Source organism: Streptomyces viridiviolaceus (assembly GCF_014650995.1).
Taxonomy (GTDB): domain Bacteria; phylum Actinomycetota; class Actinomycetes; order Streptomycetales; family Streptomycetaceae; genus Streptomyces; species Streptomyces viridiviolaceus.
The window spans coordinates 98,186-118,451 of the sequence record NZ_BMWA01000012.1 but is presented as its reverse complement, the minus strand read 5'-3'; the positions used below and the strand labels follow the sequence as shown (position 1 = coordinate 118,451).

The window sequence follows — 20,266 nt, the reverse complement described above, 5'->3', positions numbered from 1 at the left end:
TGTCGCCCGGTTCCTGCCGTCAAAAGGGACATGACTACCCATCGGTAACGGCGGGCTTGCGCAACCTCGGGACTCCCGTGCGAGGATCGCGCGTCGTATCGACGCGTCGCGCGCTACGCCCAGCTCGTTCCGCCGAACGGGAGGATCCTCCCCCTCTTGATCTGGTCACCAGCCCTTCCCGGTGCCGCTCTGCGCGTCCTGCGCGGGGCGGCCGGGTGGCGTGCGCTTCAGGTGGCCGTGCTGGTGGGCGGGGTGTTCGTCCTCGGGCTGCTGTGCGGGCAGCGGGCACAGGCGGCCGAGGGCGTGCCGCCGGTGAAGGACGTCGTCGGCGGGATCGCCGACGTCCCGGCGGCTCCCGGCGGGCCCACACCGTCCCGTGAGCGTGACGGGGCCGGCACGGGGCCGTCCCGAGGGACACCCGACCCGGCCGTTCCGGACCTCCGTCCGGTGACCGATCACGTCGTCCGGTCCGTACGGGACCGGGTCGCGCGGCCGGTCGACGACCTGGTGCGGACGGTGTCGGAGGAACTCGAGGCCGCGCGGGCGAAGGCGCCACCGCTGGATTCCCTGCCGTCGCTGCCCGCGCTCCCCGGGGCCCCCGCGCTGCCCGCGATCCCCGAGGCTCCCGCGCTGCCCGCGCTCCCCGAGGCCCCCGCGCTCCCCGAGGCCCCCGCGCTCCCCGGCGCCCCGGACTTCCCGGTCGCCCCGAGCCTCCCGGACGCCCCCTCGCTTCCGGCTGTCCCCGTGCCGCCCGCGCCGTCGACGCTGCCGGACGTGTCCGACCCCGGTGAGCCGGTCACGCCGGTCTCTCCGGCCCCGCGACCCGGCCACGACACCGCGGCCACGCCACCGGCCGCCGACGCCGAGGCGTCCGACGCCGGGGCGTACGGGCCCCTGTTCGCCGGTGACGGGGTCCACCCCGCGGCGCACGGCGGCACACCCCGTGCCGCCGGCACCGAGTACGCGCCCGCCCGCCCGGCACCCGCCGGTGACCCGGACGGGGCGCTCGGCAACGGGTCCGCCGCCGACAACGGCACGCCGCGGCACGGCGACGCCCACGCGGTCACTCACCACCACCAGGTACCGCTCCGGCTCGTGCCCGGCGCCCTCGTGCGCGCCGACACGGCCGAGGTCCGGGACAGGTACCGGGACATTCCCGTCTCTCCGGCCTAGGGCAGGCGTTCCCCCGCGACAGACCTGCCGCGCGGGGGCGGAAAGGTCTGCCCGCCCGTCCGGAAACCCTTCCGTGTCCGGACGGAAGCCGCCGGAGCCACCGCGGAGCACCGCAGGGCCCGGCGCCGGAAATGTCCCCAAGCTTGTGAAGGACCCTGACACACCCATGAACAAGAACATCCGCCGCTCCATCGTCATAGCCGCCGGCGTCACCGGTGCCTGGGCGCTGGGCTCCACCGTGGCCAGTGCGGACGAGCTGCCCGCCGCCTCCGTCTCCGTGCCGGACGCCGCCACCGACGCCGTCAGCGCCACCGACGCCGTCACCGATACCGTCCCGGACACGCTCGACAGCACCGTCTCCGAGGTCCAGGACACCGCCGCCCAGGCCACCGAGGCCCCGCAGGTCCAGACGCCCGAGATCCAGACCCCCGAGATCCAGACCCCCGAGGGCGACATCGACTACCTCTTCGGCCCCCTCTCCGCCTTCGCCCCCGAGCTGGAGCAGGTCCCGGCCGCCGCGCAGGACACCGTCGGCGGCGTCCCGGGCGCGGTCACGTCGGTCGCCGGGGAGACCACCGACGCGGTCGCCCCGCCGGTCGCCGACCGGGCCGTGACGGGTGCCGTGCCGGTCGCCGAGCGCGCCGTGGCCGGCGTCGTCCCGGTCGTCGAGGGCGTCGCCGCCGACGTGCCGCCGTACGCCACCGGCCTGGTCGGCCAGGTCACCGGTGACACCGCGGACGCCGTGCTGCCGCCGGTCGCGAGCACCGCCGTGCAGGGCGTCGTGCCCGTCGCCGGGCAGGCCGTCCAGGACGTGAGCGGCGTGGCGTACGGCGTCGTGGGCGACGTGCGCCCCTTCGCGGGCGGCGTCGTGGGCGCCGTGCCGCCGCTCGCGCAGGGGGTGACCGAGCACGCCGAGCCGTTCGCCGAGGGCGTCGTGGGCGAGGTGCCGCCCTTCGCCGCCGGGGTGACGGGCACCGTCCGGCCCGTGGTCGACACGGTGGTCGAGACGGTCGGTCCCGTCGCCCAGGGCGTCGGCGGCAGCACCACCGCGCTGGCGTACGGGGCCGTGGGGCGCGCGGTGCCCTTCGCGGACGGTGTCGTCGGCGAGGTCGCCGCCCCGTTCGCCCAGGGCGTCACCGGTCAGGTCGCGCCCTTCGCCCAGGACCTGACCGGCACCGTCCGGGACACCGCGGGCCCGCTGGCCGGCCACGCCGTCACCGGCGTCGAGACGGTGGCCGAGTCGGTCACCCCGGGCTACGCGCAGGGCGCGTACCAGGCGGTCAGCCCCTACAGCGTCTGACCGGGACGACCGCTCTCCCCGGCGCCGTACCAGGCGCACCGCCCCGCGCAGCGCGACCGCGACGGATGCGAGCGACGCACGCACCCGCCGGAACGTGACCGGGGCGGACGAACGACTCCGCGGGGCATCAGGCCCCGGACGGCCGAAAGCCGTCGGCCCCCGGCGGGCCGAGACCCCGCGGACGGGTCCGGCCGGTCCCCATTGGGGTGGGGACCGGCCGGACCGCACTCCGGGTGGCCGCTCTCCAGCGGCCCCGCGGAGGAGTCCGACGGGCCTCACCGGGTCAACCCCAGCCCGGTGAGGCCCCTCACCCGCCGTCCCGCCCCGCCGTCCCTGCCCTCACGCACGGCACGGCGTGCCAGAGAGGGCGGCATCATGTGACAGGTATCACCGCTCAGGTGTGACCCGCGATTTAGAGACCCCCCGCAAGCGGCGATAACCTGCGAGACGGACATGCCGCGCGCTCGGACACCGTGTGCGCCTCCCTAGTGACAGCGGACGTCACGTTGCCCTTCGCGGCACGCCCACGCATCCAACGAACCGCGAGATCACTGATAGGGACGGAAGCGCGTGGACCTGTTCGAGTACCAGGCGAGGGACCTCTTCGCCAAGCACGATGTACCGGTGCTGGCCGGTGAAGTCATCGACACGCCTGAGGCGGCGCGCGAGATCACCGAGCGTCTGGGCGGCAAGTCCGTCGTCAAGGCTCAGGTGAAGGTCGGTGGCCGCGGCAAGGCCGGTGGCGTGAAGCTCGCCGCCACCCCGGACGAGGCCGTCGCCCGCGCGACGGACATCCTCGGCATGGACATCAAGGGCCACACGGTCCACAAGGTGATGATCGCCGAGACCGCTCCGGAGATCGTCGAGGAGTACTACGTCTCCTTCCTCCTCGACCGTGCGAACCGCACCTTCCTGTCCATCGCGTCCGTCGAGGGCGGCATGGAGATCGAGGAGGTGGCGGCCACCCGTCCGGAGGCTGTCGCCAAGACCCCGATCGACGCCATCGACGGCGTGACGCCGGAGAAGGCCCGCGAGATCGTCGAGGCCGCGAAGTTCCCGGCCGAGGTCGCCGACAAGGTCGTGAACGTCCTCGTCAAGCTGTGGGACACCTTCATCAAGGAGGACGCCCTCCTGGTCGAGGTCAACCCGCTGGCGAAGGTCGCCTCCGGCGACGTCATCGCCCTCGACGGCAAGGTGTCGCTCGACGACAACGCCGAGTTCCGTCACCCCGACTTCGAGGAGCTCCACGACAAGGCCGCGGCCAACCCGCTCGAGGCCGCCGCCAAGGAGAAGAACCTCAACTACGTCAAGCTCGACGGCGAGGTCGGCATCATCGGCAACGGCGCGGGTCTCGTCATGAGCACCCTGGACGTCGTCGCGTACGCCGGTGAGAAGCACGGCAACGTCAAGCCGGCCAACTTCCTGGACATCGGCGGTGGCGCCTCCGCCCAGGTCATGGCCAACGGTCTGGAGATCATCCTCGGCGACCCGGACGTCAAGTCCGTCTTCGTCAACGTCTTCGGTGGCATCACCGCCTGTGACGAGGTCGCCAACGGCATCGTCCAGGCCCTGAAGCTCCTGGAGGACCGCGGCGAGGAGGTCACCAAGCCGCTCGTCGTCCGTCTCGACGGCAACAACGCCGAGCTCGGCCGGCAGATCCTCACCGACGCCAACCACCCGCTGGTCCAGCGCGTCGACACCATGGACGGCGCGGCCGACAAGGCCGCCGAGCTGGCCCACGCCGCCAAGTAAGCACTCAGGACGAGGACACCAACACACCATGGCTATCTGGCTCAACAAGGACAGCAAGGTCATCGTCCAGGGCATGACCGGCGCCACCGGCATGAAGCACACCAAGCTCATGCTCGGCGACGGCACCAACGTCGTGGGCGGCGTGAATCCGCGCAAGGCGGGGCAGTCCGTGGACTTCGACGGCACCGAGGTACCGGTCTTCGGCACCGTCAAGGAGGCCATCGAGAAGACCGGCGCCAACGTCTCCGTCATCTTCGTGCCGGAGAAGTTCACCAAGGACGCGGTCGTCGAGGCCATCGACGCCGAGATCCCGCTGGCCGTCGTGATCACCGAGGGCATCGCCGTGCACGACTCGGCGTCGTTCTGGGCGTACGCCGGCAAGAAGGGCAACAAGACCCGGATCATCGGCCCGAACTGCCCCGGCATCATCACCCCGGGCCAGTCCAACGTCGGCATCATCCCGGGCGACATCACCAAGCCGGGCCGCATCGGCCTGGTCTCGAAGTCCGGCACGCTGACGTACCAGATGATGTACGAGCTGCGTGACATCGGCTTCTCCACGGCCGTCGGCATCGGTGGCGACCCGATCATCGGCACCACGCACATCGACGCGCTCGCCGCGTTCGAGGCCGACCCCGAGACCGACCTGATCGTCATGATCGGCGAGATCGGCGGCGACGCCGAGGAGCGCGCGGCCGACTTCATCAAGGCCAACGTGACCAAGCCGGTCGTCGGCTACGTCGCGGGCTTCACCGCGCCCGAGGGCAAGACCATGGGCCACGCCGGCGCCATCGTCTCCGGTTCTTCTGGCACCGCACAGGCCAAGAAGGAGGCCCTGGAGGCCGCCGGCGTCAAGGTCGGCAAGACGCCGACCGAGACGGCCAAGCTCGCTCGCGAGATCCTCGCCGGCTGAGCACCTTCCGCGCACGGCAGCGGGCCCGCCTCCTTCCCGGGGGCGGGCCCGCTGCCGTTCCGGGGGCGTCACCCGGCGCTGGGCACCAGTCGCTGCGGGCCGTCCTGCAGCTCGGAGCGGAGCTTGCGCCGCAGGTCCAGCTCGGCGTCCGACAGGGCTCCCGGGGCCACCCGGGGCGGCACCCCGTGGACCGTCGATCCCGGGGCCACGGGCGGTACGTAGTGCGTGGGAGTGGTGCGCATGGCGAGAGCGGTGGTGCCGATCAGGGCGGCCGTGAACGCGATCGCGGCCCGCGTCCAGAACCGGGCCCGGCGCTCGCTGTTCACCCGCACCGTCGGCGGCGCCGCCGCCCGCAGCCGCTCGGCGGACGCCAGCTCGGTCATCCGCCGGTGCAACGCCGACGGGTCCGCCAGCTCGGGCAGGAGGGCGGCGACGGCCGCGCGGGCGTGCAGCAGCCGGCCCGCCGCCGCCGGGGTGCTGGCCTCGGTCTCCGCGGCGGTCTCGGGCAGACCGAGGCCGACCCCGTCGTGCAGCACGAGGGTGCGGCGGTGGGGCGGGGGGAGTGTGAGCAGCACGTTCAGCAGGGCGTGGGCGCCGGCGTCGGCGGGCGGCGGTTCGGGGTGCCGGTGGCGCGGACGGAACCGCTGCCAGGGGGAGAGGGCGTACTCGTAGGCCGCCGCCCGCACCCAGCCCACCGGGTCGGGGTCGCGGGCCACTTCCGGCCAGCGCTCCCAGGCGAGCTGGAAGGCCCGCTCCACCGACTCGCGGGCCAGCTCCCGGCGGCCGGTCAGCAGATAGACCTGGCGTACGAGGGCCGGGGCGCCGAACTCGTACAGCGCGTCGAAGGCCTGAGCGGGTGTCAGCGCGGCTCGTTCGGGGAGGGGCCGCGGCGGGCCGTCGGGCGGCTCAGCGGTGAGCAGGGGGCCGTCGGCGGACTCGGCCCCGACGGCGACGACCACGGGCACCGACGCCGGGACCGGCTCCGGTTGCGGCTCGGCGGCCGGTGCGGACTGGGGTGACCGTACCGCTTCCTCGGTGGCCAGGGTGTTCAGCAGCTTCGCGTACGCCTCCCGTCTCCGGCCGCGCGGAGTCGTCCGGCCGCTCTCCCACGCGCGCACCGTCCCCGGGGTGACGCCCATCCGTGCCGCCAGCTGATCCTGCGTCAGCGAGGCGGCCTCGCGCAGGCGTCGGCGCGCCTCCGGAGGGGGGAGCGGGGCGGCAGGGCTCTCTGTCACAAGGCACCCCTTCGTACGAAAAAGTACATAAACGTATATTGGGCGACACAGCGGGGCTTCGCCCGTTACACCGGGAAAGCGCGTGTCGTTGGGAGCATGGCGGCGTGATCCAGACGACCGCTCGCCGAGCCCCGCTGTCCCTGCTCCGCACCCGGTGGCGGGACCGGTCGCCGGGGCTGGCCCCGGCCCTCCTGGGAGGCGCCGTCGCGGCGGGGCTGGGACTGGGCTCGATCACCGTGCTCGTCATGGTGCTGTGGATCAGCTCGCCGTACCCCGACAGCGGCCCCGGCGGCACGCTGCACGTCGCCGCGGCACTGTGGGTCCTGGCGCACGGGGCCGAGCTGGTGCGCGCCGACACCCTCTCCGGCGCCCCGGCACCCGTGGGCGTCACCCCGCTGCTGCTGCTCGTGCTGCCGGTGTGGCTGGTGCACCGGGCGGCCCGGGACGCCGTGGACGGTGACGCACAGGATGCCGGTGACGCGAGTGCCGCCCCGCCGCTCGTCTCCGCGCGCACCGCGTGGACGGGCGTCGTCCTCGGCTACCTGGCCGTCGGCGTTCCGGCCGTGCTGTACGCCGCGGGCGGTGAGCCGCGGCCCTCATGGCTGTGGGCGGCGGTGTGCCTCCCGCTGCTCGTCACGGGCGCGGCGGGGATGGGGGTGTGGACGGCGTACGGATGCCCCGGCGGCCCGGCGGGGCGGGTGCTGGGCACGCTGCCCCCGTGGCTGCGGGACCTGGTCGTCGGGCCCGATGCGCGCCTGGGAGCCGTGACGCGCGCCGCGAGCGCCGGGGCGGCCGTGTTCGTGGGCGGCGGGGCGCTGCTGCTCGTCACGTCCCTGGTGTGGCACGGCGGGGCGGCCCGCGGGTCCTTCCTGCGGCTGACCGAGGGATGGTCGGGTCAGTTCGCCGTACTGCTGCTCTGCCTGGTGCTGGTGCCGAACGCGGCGGTGTGGGCGGCGGCGTACGCCCTCGGTCCGGGCTTCGCGCTCGGCACGGGCCACCTCGTCAGCCCGTTCCTCTCCGACCCCGTCCGGCTGCTGCCGCCGTTCCCGCTGCTGGCCGCGGTGCCGGACGCGGGCCCGGGCACGCCGCTGCACTGGGCGGCGGGCGCGGTGCCGGTCGCGGCCGGTGCGACGGTGGGCTGGTTCACGGCCCGGTCGGCCACGACGGAGACGACGGCCATCACGAAGACGACCGCCGCGACGGCCGGCGCCGGCCGGAAGACGACGACGCCCGGAAGCGGCGGCCCGGACGCCGGGCCGTGGCCGCCGGGCCGGACCGCGGCCGCCGCCGGCCTGGCCGCCCTGCTCTGCGCGGTCTTCGTCGCCCTGCTCGCCGCGTGGGCGGGCGGGCCGCTCGGGAACGGAGCCCTCGCCCGGTTCGGCCCGGTGTGGTGGCAGGTCGGGTGCGCCGCGCTGGCATGGCTCGGGGTAATGACCGTTCCGGTCGCGCTGGGCGTTCGCGCCTGGCGCTGCAGGGAGCGGAGCGAGCCGGAGCGGACGCCGCCGGCGGCCCGGGGCGCCGACGGGCGGATCCGGACGGAGACGGCAGCGACGCCCGGGACCGGCGGTCGCCGGCTGCGGGTGCCGCTGCCGCCGGTGGGCGGCTCGTTCGCGCGCGGGAAGGGCGGGAAGGACGGCAAGCGCGGGAAGGACGGCAAGGGCCCGGACGCGGAAAGGCACCCGGCGACGGGAGAGGCCGACGACGCCGCCATGCCGTACGGCCTGTACGACCAGGACGACGACGCGCTCCGGCCCTACGGCCTGCCGCCCGTCGACTCCCCGCCCGAACCGCCCCGCACCCCTGAGGGCTGAGGCGGGCGGCGTCAGCCGTCCGTGCCCAGCACGCCCCGCAGCTCCTCCGGCAGATGCCGGCTGCACGACTGCTTCGCCTCGCTGGTCAGGGCGTCGCTCTGGCAGGTGTAGTAGTCGCGGTAGACCAGCTGCGCGGTGAAGGACGCGGCGACCAGCACGATGGCCAGCGAGGACGTCACCAGGCCGCTGACCGCGGCGGTGCGCTGCGGGCGGACGGCCGGGTCGGAGGCCGGGGCCGGACGGTCCGGGTCGGCGGCCGCGCGCGGCTTGGCGCGCAGCGAGCTGATGCCCCAGTACAGGGACAGGGCACCGAGCAGCAGCGCCACGTACGGCCAGCTGAAGAGGGCGAAGAAGAGGGCCCACATCCCGCACAGGAGCGCATAGCGGGCGCGCCGCTGAGCGGGGTCCGTCGGGTCCCAGCGGGGGCCCGCGCCGCCGCCCGGCCCCTCGGGGCCGGAACCGGGTCCGCCGGGCCGCTCGCCGAAGCCGCCGGAGGAGCGGCCGGGCTGCCGGTCGCTCCACTGGCGGCCCCACGGCGAGCGCCCGCCGCCCTGGGCACCGTCACCGTCCTGCGAGCCGTCGCCGCCCGCCGGGTGCCGCGGCTGCCAGGGGGAGTCCGGCGTGCCCTCCGGCGGCGGCGCGAACGGGTTGTCCTCCTGGGTCCCGCCGCCCTGCTCGCCGCCGTTCTTCCGGTCCGAGGACGCGTCGGGCGGCGAGGACGGGCGCTCCCGCAGCAGCACGGCGCTGCGCTCTCCTCCCTGCGCCGACTGCTGGGGGAGCGTGAGCAGTCGCAGGCTGCGGTCCGGCATCAAGTGAGCGTCTTCCCCTTGGCGATACGAATGGCGGTTGCGGACGAATGATCTACGAACGGTGGCTCGAACTGCGTGGAACTGCGTGGACGAACTGCATGGACGAACCGTGCTCGTGAACCGGTGGGCACGACTGGTGAACGCGTGGCCCACGTGCGGCGTTCCCGGTCCGGCTCCATCCAGACGCTACCTGCCGGCCACGCCCCCGTCCCGAGGGGGCCGTCCGGTGTGCCGGTATCGTTGCTGACGGCCGGCCGCTTCGTAGACTTCCCCGTATCCCGGGGCGCGAAGCATTCGTACGACTGTACAAACCGACGTGCGAGCCGGCTGCACAGAACCGATTCCCCGAGAAAGGGCCCCACCGTGGCCGCCAAGCCCGTGGCCAAGCGCCTCGTCGTGCTGGTCTCCGGATCCGGCACCAATCTGCAGGCGCTCCTCGACGAGATCGCCGCCGTCGGCGTCGAGGTCTACGGAGCCGAGATCGTGGCCGTCGGCGCCGACCGTGACGGCATCGAGGGGCTCGCGCGCGCCGAGCGCGCCGGGCTGCCGACCTTCGTCCGGAAGGTCAAGGACTACGGGACCCGCGAGGAGTGGGACGCGGCGCTCGCCGAGGCCGTCGCCGCCCACGAGCCGGACCTCGTCGTCTCGGCCGGGTTCATGAAGATCGTGGGCAAGGAGTTCCTGGCCCGTTTCGGGGGGCGGTTCGTCAACACCCACCCCGCCCTCCTCCCCAGCTTCCCGGGAGCCCACGGCGTGCGCGACGCGCTCGCGTACGGCGCCAAGGTCACCGGCTGCACCGTCCACTTCGTCGACGACGGCGTCGACACCGGGCCGATCATCGCGCAGGGCGTGGTGGAGGTCCGGGACGAGGACGACGAGAGCGCTCTGCACGAGCGCATCAAGGAAGTCGAGCGAAGGCTGCTCGTCGATGTCGTGGGGCGTCTCGCCCGCAACGGCTATCGCATTGAGGGACGAAAGGTAGTTATCCAGTGACCGCCGAGAGCAACAAGCGGCCCCTTCGCCGGGCGCTCGTCAGCGTCTACGACAAGACCGGGCTGGAGGAGCTCGCCCGCGGCCTGCACGAGGCGGGCGTGGAGCTCGTCTCCACCGGGTCCACGGCCGCCCGCATCTCCGCCGCCGGCGTCCCGGTCACCAAGGTCGAGGACCTCACGGGCTTCCCCGAGTGCCTGGACGGCCGCGTCAAGACGCTGCACCCGAAGGTCCACGCCGGCATCCTCGCCGACCTGCGCCTGGACAGCCACCGGCAGCAGCTCGCCGAGCTGGGCGTGGAGCCCTTCGACCTGGTCGTGGTCAACCTCTACCCGTTCCGCGAGACCGTCGCCTCGGGCGCCACCCCCGACGAGTGCGTCGAGCAGATCGACATCGGCGGCCCCTCCATGGTCCGCGCCGCCGCCAAGAACCACCCCTCGGTCGCCGTGGTCACCAGCCCCGCCCGGTACGCCGACGTCCTGTCGGCCGCCAAGGACGGCGGCTTCGACCTGGCCGCCCGCAAGCGCCTGGCCGCCGAGGCGTTCCAGCACACCGCCGCCTACGACGTGGCGGTCGCCTCCTGGTTCGCCTCCGAGTACGCCCCGGTCGACGACTCGCAGTTCCCGGACTTCCTGGGCGCCACCTACGACCGCGCCCACACCCTGCGCTACGGCGAGAACCCGCACCAGCCCGCCGCCCTGTACACCTCCGGCACCGGCGGTCTCGCGGAGGCCGAGCAGCTGCACGGCAAGGAGATGTCGTACAACAACTACACGGACACGGACGCCGCCCGCCGTGCCGCGTACGACCACGACGAGCCGTGCGTCGCGATCATCAAGCACGCCAACCCGTGCGGCATCGCGGTCGGCGCGGATGTCGCCGAGGCGCACCGCAAGGCGCACGCCTGCGACCCGGTCTCCGCGTACGGCGGCGTGATCGCGGTGAACCGCCCGGTCAGCAAGGAGATGGCCGAGCAGGTCGCGGAGATCTTCACCGAGGTCATCGTGGCGCCGGACTACGAGGAGGGCGCGCTGGAGGCCCTCACCAAGAAGAAGAACATCCGCGTGCTGCGCGCCCCCGAGGCCCCCGCGGCCCCGGTCGAGGTCAAGCCGATCGACGGCGGCGCCCTCCTCCAGGTCGCCGACCGCCTCCAGGCCGAGGGCGACGACCCGGCCACCTGGACGCTGGCCAGCGGCGAGGCCCTGTCGGAGGCGGAGCTGGCCGAGCTGGCCTTCGCCTGGAAGGCCTGCCGGGCCGTGAAGTCCAACGCCATCCTGCTCGCCAAGGACGGCGCCTCGGTCGGCGTGGGCATGGGCCAGGTCAACCGGGTCGACTCCTGCCGTCTCGCGGTGGAGCGGGCCGGCGAGGAGCGGGCGCGCGGTGCCTACGCGGCCTCCGACGCGTTCTTCCCGTTCCCCGACGGCCCCCAGATCCTGATCGACGCCGGCGTCCGGGCCATCGTGCAGCCCGGCGGCTCGATCCGCGACGAGCAGGTCGTCGAGGCGGCGAAGAAGGCCGGCGTGACCATGTACTTCACGGGGACGCGGCACTTCTTCCACTGAGCAGCGGTACGGGGCCCGTCGGCGTCGGCCGACGGGCCCCCTCGCCTTCCGGGGACAGCGAACGACCGTCCCATCGGGTGCGGCTGCGTTCGTCCTCCGTGGCCGGCTGAGGTACCACGACGATGCCGTACAAGGTGCGTCTTCCCGTGCCTGACGGCTGCTCACGCCGGACCGGGCGACGCACCAGGGCCGTGTCTCCCCTCGTGAGGGTGAGACACGGCCCTTGGACGTGATCGGCGTGAAGTGTTCAGTCGCCGGGGCGCGTTCAGTAGCGCGGGCGGTTGAACCAGGCAGTGCCGCTGGAGACCACCGGGGCGGCGGTGATGACGGCACCGAAGACGACCCACAGCAGCGGGAAGATGATCGCCGAGGCGAGACCGGAGTCGAGACCGATGAACAGCAGGATGAGACCGACGACGGTACCGAGCGCGCCGTAGACGACGGTGGTGATCCGGATTCCCTGGCCGCCCTTGCCGAACTTGACGCCGAGCGTGATGGACAGGGCCGCCAGCGCGAGCAGGAAGATCGCGATGCCGGCGATGAGTCCGGCCGCGGCGTCGCCGAAGTCGCCGAGATCGCTGAACGGGTCGTCGGAGGACGTGCTCAGCGAGTCCGCCGAGTCCGATACGTCGTTCACGAAGGCGGCGACGTACAGGTAGATCAGGCCGCCGATGATCTGCACGGCCGAGATGATGTAGAGGAAGACCCGCGCCGTCACCAGCAGTCCCGGCATCGACTGCGGCATCATCTGGTTCGCGCCCGGATAGCCGGGGTAACCCTGCTGCTGCGGGAAACCGTAGCCCTGCTGCGGCGCGCCGGGCGGCTGCTGCGGGTAGCCGTAGCCGGGAGCGGCCGGCGGCTGGGCGGGCGGGGGCCCGTAGGGATTGTTCGGGTCGCCGAAACTCATGGCGGTCCTTCCTCCGATGTGCTCCATGTGCGGGGACGCGCGGCACGGTTCGGAGGAAGTTTCTACAGATGTATGCGGTTCGTCCCCCCGGTACTGCCCGCGGCACTGTGCTGTCCCATCGTTCTCGACCACCACTTGCTTGTCCAGCCGCATTCGCGAGGTGTTGTGCAAGTGCAACATCCATGATCATGACCGGATACGGCGGGACGCGTCCCGCGGTGCCCGGATGTTTCCCGGGCGGTGCCCGGATGGCGGCCGGATTGGAACCGGGGGCCGGTCATCCGCGAGGATGGGGGCATGACCGCCCAGATTCTCGATGGCAAGGCCACCGCAGCCGCGATCAAGTCCGAACTGACCGCCCGCGTGGCGGCGCTGAAGGAGAAGGGCGTCACGCCCGGCCTCGGCACCGTCCTGGTCGGTGACGACCCCGGCAGCCAGAAGTACGTCGCCGGCAAGCACCGCGACTGCGCCCAGGTCGGCATCGCCTCCATCCAGCGCGAACTGCCCGCCACGGCGACCCAGGAGGAGATCGAGGCGGTCGTCCGCGAGCTGAACGAGGACCCGGCCTGCACCGGTTACATCGTCCAGCTGCCGCTGCCCAAGGGCATCGACGAGAACCGCATCCTCGAACTGATGGACCCGGACAAGGACGCGGACGGCCTGCACCCGATGAACCTCGGCCGCCTCGTCCTCAACGAGCCCGCGCCGCTGCCCTGCACCCCCAACGGCATCCTCACCCTGCTGCGCCGCTACGGCGTGGAGATCAAGGGCGCGGAGGTCGTGGTCGTCGGCCGTGGCGTCACCATCGGCCGGCCGATGCCGCTGCTGCTCACCCGGCGCAGCGAGAACGCCACGGTGACCCAGTGCCACACCGGCACCCGTGACCTGTCCGCCCACCTCAAGCGCGCCGACATCGTCATCGCCGCCGCCGGCTCCCCGCACCTGGTCCGCGCCGAGGACGTCAAGCCGGGCGCGGCCGTCCTCGACGTCGGCGTCTCGCGCAACGCCGAGGGCAAGATCGTGGGCGACGTCCACCCGGACGTCGCCGAGGTGGCCGCCTGGATCTCCCCGAACCCCGGCGGTGTCGGCCCGATGACCCGGGCCCAGCTGCTCGTCAACGTGGTCGAGGCGGCGGAGCGCAGTGCCGGCTGACTCGGACGCCAAGCGGCCTGAGGAGGCCACGGTCCGGGACGCCGTCAGCGCGCCCGACGCCGAGGGCAGGCCGCGGCGCACCACTCGTCGTTTCCCGTTGTTCACGCGCGACACGGCGCGTCCCGAGGGCGGCGGCCGGGCCGCGTCCGGCGACGCCCCGGCGCCGGCCCGGCAGTGGCCCGTGCTCACCGTGGCCGGCCTGGTGGGCCTCGGCCTGCTGCTGACCGCGCTGGACGTGTTCCGCTACGGCACGCTGCTGATCGGCGTCGCGCTGCTGGCGGGCGCCGCGCTGCGCTGGGTCGTGCCCGACGTCGGCATGCTCGCCGTGCGCTCCCGCTTCACGGACATCGCCACCTACGGCGTCCTCGGCCTCGTGATCGCCCTGCTCGCGTTGATGGCCCAGCCGAATCCGCTGCTGGAGATCCCGTTCCTGAAGGACACGCTGCACTTCACGGTCAGTCAGTAGGAGCCGGAGGTGCGGCGGCCCGTCCTCTCCCCCGTGGGAGGACGGGCCGCCGTCGGGATCAACCCTGCTGCACGCGGAACGACCTGTTCAACGGTCGGCAGGGCGCTGTGGCACGGAAGTGACCGTTCCGCTACGGATTCCGTGAGTGACGGGGCCCCTGTGCCGGGCGTGACCGTACATGTGCGATCCGTGTGCGGAAGTATTGACAAGTTCGCGGATTTGACGCCAAGTCGTTCAAGGGCGGGGTTAGCGTGGTCAATCGGGACGTCAGGGGCGTCCCGTACGACGGTCGGGGGTTCCCGTACGACGTCCAGGGGTTCTGCGCCTCGGAGCCCGGGACGCCGGCAGGGGTTCTGTTCGATGCACAGGAACGCCGGTGGGACACTGGACCACGAGCCGGTGGGCGTGCGACGGTGCATGCTCGCGGCTTCTGTGCTCCCGTGCGCCCCCACCCCGGGAACTGAGATCCTGACCGGGCGCATCCCTGTGGGTAGCCAGAACGGGAACTCGGCGCGGCACGCACCGCGCGGGGCCCGAGCGGGGGAACAACCAGCACGTCACCGGGGGGAAGAGGGGGAAGCAATGCCTCGTTGGAAGGCCTTGCCGGAGGAACTCGATCCGCAGATCAGAGAGTTCGTCAGCCAGTTGCGCCGACTCGTGGACCGCCACGATCTGAGCATCGCGTCGGTGGCCGACGCCACGGGCTACAGCAAGACGTCCTGGGAGCGCTATCTGGGCGGGCGCCTGCTGGCGCCCAAGGGTGCCATCGTGGCCCTGGCCGAGGTGACGGGGACCAACCCCGTCCACCTGACCACCATGTGGGAGCTGGCCGAGCGCGCCTGGAGCCGCTCGGAGATGCGGCACGACATGACCATGGAGGCCATCCGGATCTCCCAGGCGCGCGCCGCCCTCGGCGAGCTGGCCTCGCCCCCGGCGAACTCCCGCAACGGCAAGGGGAGCCGGACGGGCCGCAAGAGCGGCAGCGCCACGGCCACCCCCGGCGTCGCCGGGCCCGCGGGCGTGTCGCCCACGCTGCCGCCGACGACGGTTCCCGCTCAGCCGACGGCCGCCGACAGCCCCGACTCGGCCGGTCGCGCGGTGCGGGGCGGCGGCCCGTCCGGCGCCTCCTCCGCGGGGCCCTCCGACGGCAACTCCTGGAATCTCGCCGGGTACAGGGGGCCGTCGCCCACCGGCGGCCGCGGGGCGGGGACCACGGGCGTCGAGGGCGGCGCCGCGGGGGTGACGGGCCTCGCGGGTGCTCCGGCCGCGTCCGCCGCTCGGCACGGTGCCGACGCCGGGGGTGCCTACGGCGAGCCCCCGCGTCCGGACACCGGCTCGCGGGGCCGGTCCTCCGCCGGGGGTAAGCGGATGACGACGTTCGTCGCGGGCGTCGTCGGCGTGCTCGTCGTCGTCGCCGGTGCCTTCTTCCTGCTGAACGACGGCGGGGACAAGGAGAACGAGGGTGCGAAACCGTCCCCGTCCCCCAGCGTGAGCACCAACCCCGACCTGCCGCCCGGCGTGAAGTGCAGCGGTGACCTGTGCACCGGCAAGGACGCGGAGATCATGGGCTGCGGCGGCGACCTGGTGACCACCGCCAGCACCGCCACCGTCGGCACCGCCGTCGTCGAGGTCCGCTACAGCAAGACCTGCGGCACTGCGTGGGGCCGGGTCACCCAGGCCGGTCAGGGCGACGAGGTACAGGTCAGCGCCGACGGCAAGAACCAGCAGACGGGCTCGATCACCGCGACCGGCGACACGGTCGCGTACACGCCCATGGTGGCGGTGAAGACCGCGGCCGAGGCCAAGGCGTGCGTGACGCTCGCGTCCGGCCAGAAGGGCTGCACGAAGTAGCGGAGCGGGGGGCACAACGAACGTTGAAGGGCGGCCGGGGGTCTCCGCCCGGGCCACGGACCCATGGGCGGTCGGGTGTCTCCGGTCCGGCCGTGGAGCGGAGGGCGGCCGGGGGTCTCCGCCCGGTCCACGGGCGCAAGGGTGGCCGGGTGCCTCGCCCGGGCCGTGGAGCGAAGGGGGCTGGGTGTCTCCGGACGGGCCGCGGACCCGTGGGCGGTCGGGTGTCTCCGCTCGGGCTGTCCGAAAAGAATCCGCCGGAGCAGGCATGGGTGCGGCCGTCCCGGGCACGCGAACAGTACCCCCACGGGAGTCCGGCAACGGTATCCCCGAACGGCGGTCGCCTTCGTCCCCCCTCTCCCGGACGGGCGGCCGCCTCTTCTTGTCCCCGCGCGAAGGTGACCTTCCGGGGTGACCCGAGCGGGCGGTGCTGTGGGACGGGCCACACCGACCCGGACGTCCGGGATCCCGAGGGCGCGATAGCCTGACCGCTGATCTATCTTGACGCCAAGAGATCGATCATTTGTACGTCTCGCCCCGGGGCAGGGACGCCCCACCGCCAGCTGTCATACGGAGAACGCCATGACCCGCACTCCCGTGAACGTCACCGTCACCGGCGCGGCCGGCCAGATCGGTTACGCCCTGCTCTTCCGCATCGCCTCCGGCCAGCTGCTCGGCGCGGACGTGCCGGTCAAGCTGCGCCTGCTGGAGATCACCCCGGCGCTCAAGGCCGCCGAGGGCACGGCGATGGAGCTGGACGACTGCGCGTTCCCGCTCCTGCAGGGCATCGACATCACCGACGACCCGAACGTGGCGTTCGACGGCGCCAACGTCGCCCTCCTCGTGGGCGCCCGCCCGCGCACCAAGGGCATGGAGCGCGGTGACCTCCTGGAGGCCAACGGCGGCATCTTCAAGCCGCAGGGCAAGGCCATCAACGACCACGCCGCGGACGACATCAAGGTGCTCGTCGTCGGCAACCCGGCCAACACCAACGCGCTCATCGCGCAGGCCGCCGCCCCGGACGTACCGGCCGAGCGCTTCACCGCGATGACCCGCCTGGACCACAACCGCGCGCTGACCCAGCTGTCGAAGAAGACCGGCGTCCCGGTCTCCGAGATCAAGCGCCTCACCATCTGGGGCAACCACTCCGCCACCCAGTACCCGGACATCTTCCACGCCACGGTCGCCGGCAAGAACGCCGCCGAGGTCGTCAACGACGAGAAGTGGCTGGCCGACGACTTCATCCCGACCGTCGCCAAGCGCGGTGCCGCCATCATCGAGGCCCGTGGCGCCTCGTCGGCCGCCTCCGCCGCCAACGCCGCCATCGACCACGTCCACACCTGGGTCAACGGCACCGCCGAGGGCGACTGGACCTCCATGGGCATCCCGTCGGACGGCTCCTACGGCGTGCCGGAGGGCCTGATCTCCTCCTTCCCGGTCACCTGCAAGGACGGCAAGTACGAGATCGTCCAGGGCCTGGACGTCAACGAGTTCTCCCGCGCCCGTATCGACGCCTCCGTCAAGGAGCTGTCGGAGGAGCGCGAGGCGGTCCGCGGTCTCGGCCTCATCTGAGCCCCCGCCGCTCCCGGGCCGTACCTCACGGCCCCGTACGGGCCCCGTTCCGGTCTGCCGCCGGAACGGGGCCCGTTCCCGTTCAGGCCGGCGCGTCGGCTGCCGGTGCCCCCAGCCGCTTCTCGAACCAGTGGGCCGCGTACACGTGGTCGGTGTACGCCGGGATCTCCGTGTAGCCGCACGCCTCGTACATCGCCTGCGCCTCGGTGAGCACGGCGTGCGTGTCGAGCCGTACGACGGTGAGACCCCGTGCGGCCGCCTCGGCCTCCAGGGCGTCGAGCAGCCGCCGGGCCAGCCCGAGCCGCCGGGCCTCGGGGTGCACCCACACGTGCTTGATCTCCCCGACGCCGGGCTCCAGTCGCCGCAGTGCCCCGCAGCCGACCGGCCGGCCCTCCTCGTACGCGACGAAGAACGCCCCGGCGTCCCCGGACACCTCGTGCGCGCCCACGAGGTCGGACTTGTCGAAGCCCTCGGGGAAGCGCGCGTCGAGGTCGGCGGCGTACGCGTCCAGGCAGGCGCGGGCGTCCGGAGCGTGACCGTTGACCCGTTCGACGGTGATGCCCGCCAGCCGCAGCAGGCGCTGGGCGGTGGCCATCGCCTCGGTCAGCTCCCGGCGCTGGTCCGGGGTGAGCCCCTGGAGCAGCCCGGACGCGAGCGCGCCGGCCCGCCGGTTCTGCTCCTCGACCTCGGCCCGTCCGGCCGCGGTCGGCTCCACCGTCCGCAGTCGGCTGTCCTGCGGGTGGACGCTCAGCCGGATCATGCCCTGGGCCTGGAGCGTCTTGACCATCCGGCTCAGATACCCCGCGTCCAGGCCGAGGCGGCCGCGCAGGTCCCGCAGGGACACCCCGGAGCCGCTCCCGGCGATCTCGAAGAGCAGCCGGGCCTCGCCGAGCGGACGGTCCTGGCCGAGGTAGTGGTCGTCGAGGACGCCGATGCGGCGCGTGAAGTAGCGGTTGAAGCGGCGGAAGGCCGTCACGTCATCCGTCGACACTGGCTCCATATTTCTTTGACTTTAGTCAAAGAAAAACGCCGGGTCCAGAGGTGGTTCGCCCGCTTTTGCCGTGCTTGTCAGTGACGCGGCGCACTTTCGGCCATCGATTCCGCATGCCTTCGGAGGCGCAGGGCAGGGGCTCACGGTCCTGAGAGTGACACGCGTGTGACACAGGGACGCTGAACAGCAACGGAAGGCAAAGACCGGATCATGGCGGACAGAACGGAACTCCAGGCGGGGCGGACGCGCAAGACCATTCACGCGGGAGGCGAGTGGCGCGAAGCGCTCTCCGGTGCCACGCGCGAGATCCTCGACCCCGCGGACGCCCAGCCGTTCGCCGTGGTCGCGGAGGGCGACGAGAAGGACGTCGACCTCGCGGTGGCCGCCGCCCGCCGCGCTTTCGACGAGGGCGACTGGCCGCACACCCCGGTCGCCGAACGCGCCGCCCTGCTGCGGCGCGTGGCCGATCTCCTCGTGCGCGACCGCGAGAGGCTCGGCCTGCTGGAGAGCCGTGACGCGGGCAAGACCGTCGAGGAGGGCCGCGTCGACATCGACTGCGTCGCCGACGCCTTCCGCTACTTCGCGGACCTGGTCGCCGCCGAGGCCCCCGGCCGGGTCGTCGACGCAGGCTCACCCGGCATCCACAGCGTCGTCGTGCACGAGCCGGTCGGCGTCTGCGCCATGATCACCCCCTGGAACTACCCGCTGCTCCAGGCCAGTTGGAAGATCGCCCCCGCGCTGGCCGCCGGCAACACCTTCGTGATCAAGCCCAGCGAGATCACCCCGCTGACCACCGTCGCCCTGATCGACCTGCTGATCGAGGCCGGCCTGCCCACCGGCGTCGCGGGCATCGTCACCGGCCCCGGCCACACGGTCGGCGCCCGGCTCGCCGAGCACCCCGACGTCGACCTCGTCTCCTTCACCGGCGGCCTGGTCAGCGGCACCAAGGTCGCCCAGGCCGCCGCCGTCACCGTCAAGAAGGTCGCCCTCGAACTCGGCGGCAAGAACCCCAACGTCGTCTTCGCCGACGCCTGCGCCACCGAGGACGGCTTCGACACCGCCGTCGACCAGGCCCTCAACGCGGCCTTCATCCACAGCGGCCAGGTCTGCTCCGCGGGCTCCCGACTCATCGTCGAGGAGTCGGTCCGCGAACGCTTCGTCGCCGAACTCGCCCGCCGCGCCGGGAAGATCCGCCTCGGCCGCGGCACCGAGGACGGCGTCGAGTGCGGCCCGCTCGTCTCCGAGCAGCAGCGCGCGAAGACCGAGGAGTACGTCGCCTCCGCACTGGCCGAGGGCGCGGTACTGCGCTGCGGCGGCAGGCGCCCCGAGCCGTCCCCCCAGCGGCCGGAGAGCGGCTACTTCTACGAGCCGACCGTCCTCGACCACTGCCACCGCGAGATGCGCGTCGTCCGCGAGGAGGTCTTCGGACCCGTCCTCACCGTCGAGACCTTCCGCACCGAGGACGAGGCCGTCGCCCTCGCCAACGACACGGAGTACGGGCTCGCGGGCGCCGTGTGGACCGCCGACGCGGGCCGGGCCCGCAGGGTCGCGGGCCGGCTGCGGCACGGCACCGTCTGGATCAACGACTTCCACCCCTACCTCCCGCAGGCGGAGTGGGGCGGCTTCGGCAAGAGCGGCGTCGGCCGCGAACTGGGCCCCGCGGGCCTCGCCGAGTACCGCGAGAGCAAGCACGTCTACCAGAACCTCGCGCCCCGGCCCGTCCGCTGGTTCGCCGGCTGAACACCCCTCGGCCCCGCCCCCTCCCCACGCACCACAGGAGTACCC

The 20,266-nt window shown here is 73.1% G+C and carries 16 protein-coding genes; 12 read left to right on the top strand and 4 right to left on the bottom strand.

Translation table 11 applies throughout. From position 1 onward, the window contains the following. Positions 1-156 precede the first annotated feature (156 nt). From IE260_RS41710 to sucD, 4 genes are all read left to right on the top strand, one after another. Positions 157-1,173 (top strand): hypothetical protein, encoded by a 1,017-nt coding sequence (locus IE260_RS41710; RefSeq protein ID WP_229880886.1) that lies wholly within the window; start codon positions 157-159, stop codon positions 1,171-1,173. 166 nt (positions 1,174-1,339) lie between these two features. Continuing rightward, positions 1,340-2,473, top strand: a complete 1,134-nt coding sequence (locus IE260_RS19155) for a hypothetical protein (protein WP_189873482.1) — start codon at positions 1,340-1,342, stop codon at positions 2,471-2,473. Positions 2,474-3,043: 570 nt separating this feature from the next. Then, positions 3,044-4,225, top strand: a complete 1,182-nt coding sequence (gene sucC, locus IE260_RS19150; protein ID WP_189873480.1) for an ADP-forming succinate--CoA ligase subunit beta — start codon at positions 3,044-3,046, stop codon at positions 4,223-4,225. Between the two features lie 28 nt (positions 4,226-4,253). Next, complete coding sequence (sucD, locus tag IE260_RS19145) at positions 4,254-5,138, top strand: succinate--CoA ligase subunit alpha (protein WP_189873478.1); 885 nt, start codon at positions 4,254-4,256, stop codon at positions 5,136-5,138. A 68-nt stretch (positions 5,139-5,206) separates the two neighbouring features. Here sucD and IE260_RS19140 read toward each other — a convergent pair whose 3' ends face one another. Further along, positions 5,207-6,373, bottom strand: coding sequence for a helix-turn-helix domain-containing protein (locus IE260_RS19140; RefSeq protein WP_189873476.1), 1,167 nt, complete (start codon positions 6,371-6,373; stop codon positions 5,207-5,209). Between the two features lie 104 nt (positions 6,374-6,477). On the opposite strand from IE260_RS19140, the gene IE260_RS19135 reads away from it, so the two are divergent. Next, positions 6,478-8,184 carry a cell division protein PerM gene (locus IE260_RS19135; RefSeq protein ID WP_189873474.1) on the top strand — a complete coding sequence of 569 codons (1,707 nt, stop codon included), beginning with the start codon at positions 6,478-6,480 and terminating at the stop codon, positions 8,182-8,184. Between the two features lie 11 nt (positions 8,185-8,195). Here IE260_RS19135 and IE260_RS19130 read toward each other — a convergent pair whose 3' ends face one another. Next, positions 8,196-8,993, bottom strand: coding sequence for a hypothetical protein (locus IE260_RS19130; RefSeq protein ID WP_189873472.1), 798 nt, complete (start codon positions 8,991-8,993; stop codon positions 8,196-8,198). A gap of 363 nt (positions 8,994-9,356) precedes the next feature. Here IE260_RS19130 and purN point away from each other — a divergent pair, with 363 nt between their 5' ends. Beyond that, the gene (purN, locus tag IE260_RS19125) at positions 9,357-9,986 is read left to right on the top strand and encodes a phosphoribosylglycinamide formyltransferase (protein ID WP_189873470.1); all 630 of its coding nucleotides are present in this window, start codon (positions 9,357-9,359) and stop codon (positions 9,984-9,986) included. After that, the gene (gene purH, locus IE260_RS19120; RefSeq protein ID WP_189873468.1) at positions 9,983-11,545 is read left to right on the top strand and encodes a bifunctional phosphoribosylaminoimidazolecarboxamide formyltransferase/IMP cyclohydrolase; all 1,563 of its coding nucleotides are present in this window, start codon (positions 9,983-9,985) and stop codon (positions 11,543-11,545) included. Before purN ends, purH begins: the two co-directional genes overlap by 4 nt. A 265-nt stretch (positions 11,546-11,810) precedes the next feature. On the opposite strand, the gene IE260_RS19115 is transcribed toward purH, so the two are convergent. Then, the gene (locus IE260_RS19115) at positions 11,811-12,452 is read right to left on the bottom strand and encodes a hypothetical protein (protein ID WP_189873466.1); all 642 of its coding nucleotides are present in this window, start codon (positions 12,450-12,452) and stop codon (positions 11,811-11,813) included. Positions 12,453-12,749: 297 nt separating this feature from the next. On the opposite strand from IE260_RS19115, the gene IE260_RS19110 reads away from it, so the two are divergent. The 4 genes from IE260_RS19110 (at position 12,750) to IE260_RS19095 (ending at position 17,490) form a co-directional block, all read left to right on the top strand. Continuing rightward, positions 12,750-13,604, top strand: coding sequence for a bifunctional methylenetetrahydrofolate dehydrogenase/methenyltetrahydrofolate cyclohydrolase (locus IE260_RS19110; RefSeq protein ID WP_189873464.1), 855 nt, complete (start codon positions 12,750-12,752; stop codon positions 13,602-13,604). Continuing rightward, positions 13,594-14,070 carry a DUF3017 domain-containing protein gene (locus IE260_RS19105; RefSeq protein ID WP_189873462.1) on the top strand — a complete coding sequence of 159 codons (477 nt, stop codon included), beginning with the start codon at positions 13,594-13,596 and terminating at the stop codon, positions 14,068-14,070. The genes IE260_RS19110 and IE260_RS19105 overlap by 11 nt, the downstream gene beginning before the upstream one ends. Positions 14,071-14,652: 582 nt before the next feature. Beyond that, entirely contained in the window at positions 14,653-15,921 is a 1,269-nt protein-coding gene (locus IE260_RS19100; RefSeq protein WP_189873460.1) for an XRE family transcriptional regulator, read from the top strand. 579 nt (positions 15,922-16,500) lie between these two features. After that, positions 16,501-17,490 (top strand): malate dehydrogenase, encoded by a 990-nt coding sequence (locus IE260_RS19095; RefSeq protein ID WP_189873458.1) that lies wholly within the window; start codon positions 16,501-16,503, stop codon positions 17,488-17,490. Between the two features lie 82 nt (positions 17,491-17,572). Here the strand turns inward: IE260_RS19095 and IE260_RS19090 are convergent, their stop codons facing one another. Next, a complete protein-coding gene (locus IE260_RS19090; protein WP_189873456.1) occupies positions 17,573-18,490 on the bottom strand; it encodes a bifunctional helix-turn-helix transcriptional regulator/GNAT family N-acetyltransferase in 918 nt (305 codons plus the stop codon). A gap of 201 nt (positions 18,491-18,691) precedes the next feature. Here IE260_RS19090 and IE260_RS19085 point away from each other — a divergent pair, with 201 nt between their 5' ends. Further along, complete coding sequence (locus tag IE260_RS19085) at positions 18,692-20,221, top strand: aldehyde dehydrogenase family protein (protein WP_189873454.1); 1,530 nt, start codon at positions 18,692-18,694, stop codon at positions 20,219-20,221. Positions 20,222-20,266 lie beyond the last annotated feature (45 nt).

What these genes read in the sequence shown, in the direction of transcription:
- IE260_RS19155 (WP_189873482.1), top strand. Translation starts at nt 1,340, where the DNA reads ATGAACAAGAACATCCGCCGCTCCATCGTCATAGCCGCCGGCGTCACC.
- sucD (WP_189873478.1), top strand. Translation starts at nt 4,254, where the DNA reads ATGGCTATCTGGCTCAACAAGGACAGCAAGGTCATCGTCCAGGGCATG.
- IE260_RS19130 (WP_189873472.1), bottom strand. Translation starts at nt 8,993, where the DNA reads ATGCCGGACCGCAGCCTGCGACTGCTCACGCTCCCCCAGCAGTCGGCG.
- IE260_RS19115 (WP_189873466.1), bottom strand. Translation starts at nt 12,452, where the DNA reads ATGAGTTTCGGCGACCCGAACAATCCCTACGGGCCCCCGCCCGCCCAG.
- IE260_RS19110 (WP_189873464.1), top strand. Translation starts at nt 12,750, where the DNA reads ATGACCGCCCAGATTCTCGATGGCAAGGCCACCGCAGCCGCGATCAAG.
- IE260_RS19100 (WP_189873460.1), top strand. Translation starts at nt 14,653, where the DNA reads ATGCCTCGTTGGAAGGCCTTGCCGGAGGAACTCGATCCGCAGATCAGA.
- IE260_RS19095 (WP_189873458.1), top strand. Translation starts at nt 16,501, where the DNA reads ATGACCCGCACTCCCGTGAACGTCACCGTCACCGGCGCGGCCGGCCAG.
- IE260_RS19090 (WP_189873456.1), bottom strand. Translation starts at nt 18,490, where the DNA reads ATGGAGCCAGTGTCGACGGATGACGTGACGGCCTTCCGCCGCTTCAAC.
- IE260_RS19085 (WP_189873454.1), top strand. Translation starts at nt 18,692, where the DNA reads ATGGCGGACAGAACGGAACTCCAGGCGGGGCGGACGCGCAAGACCATT.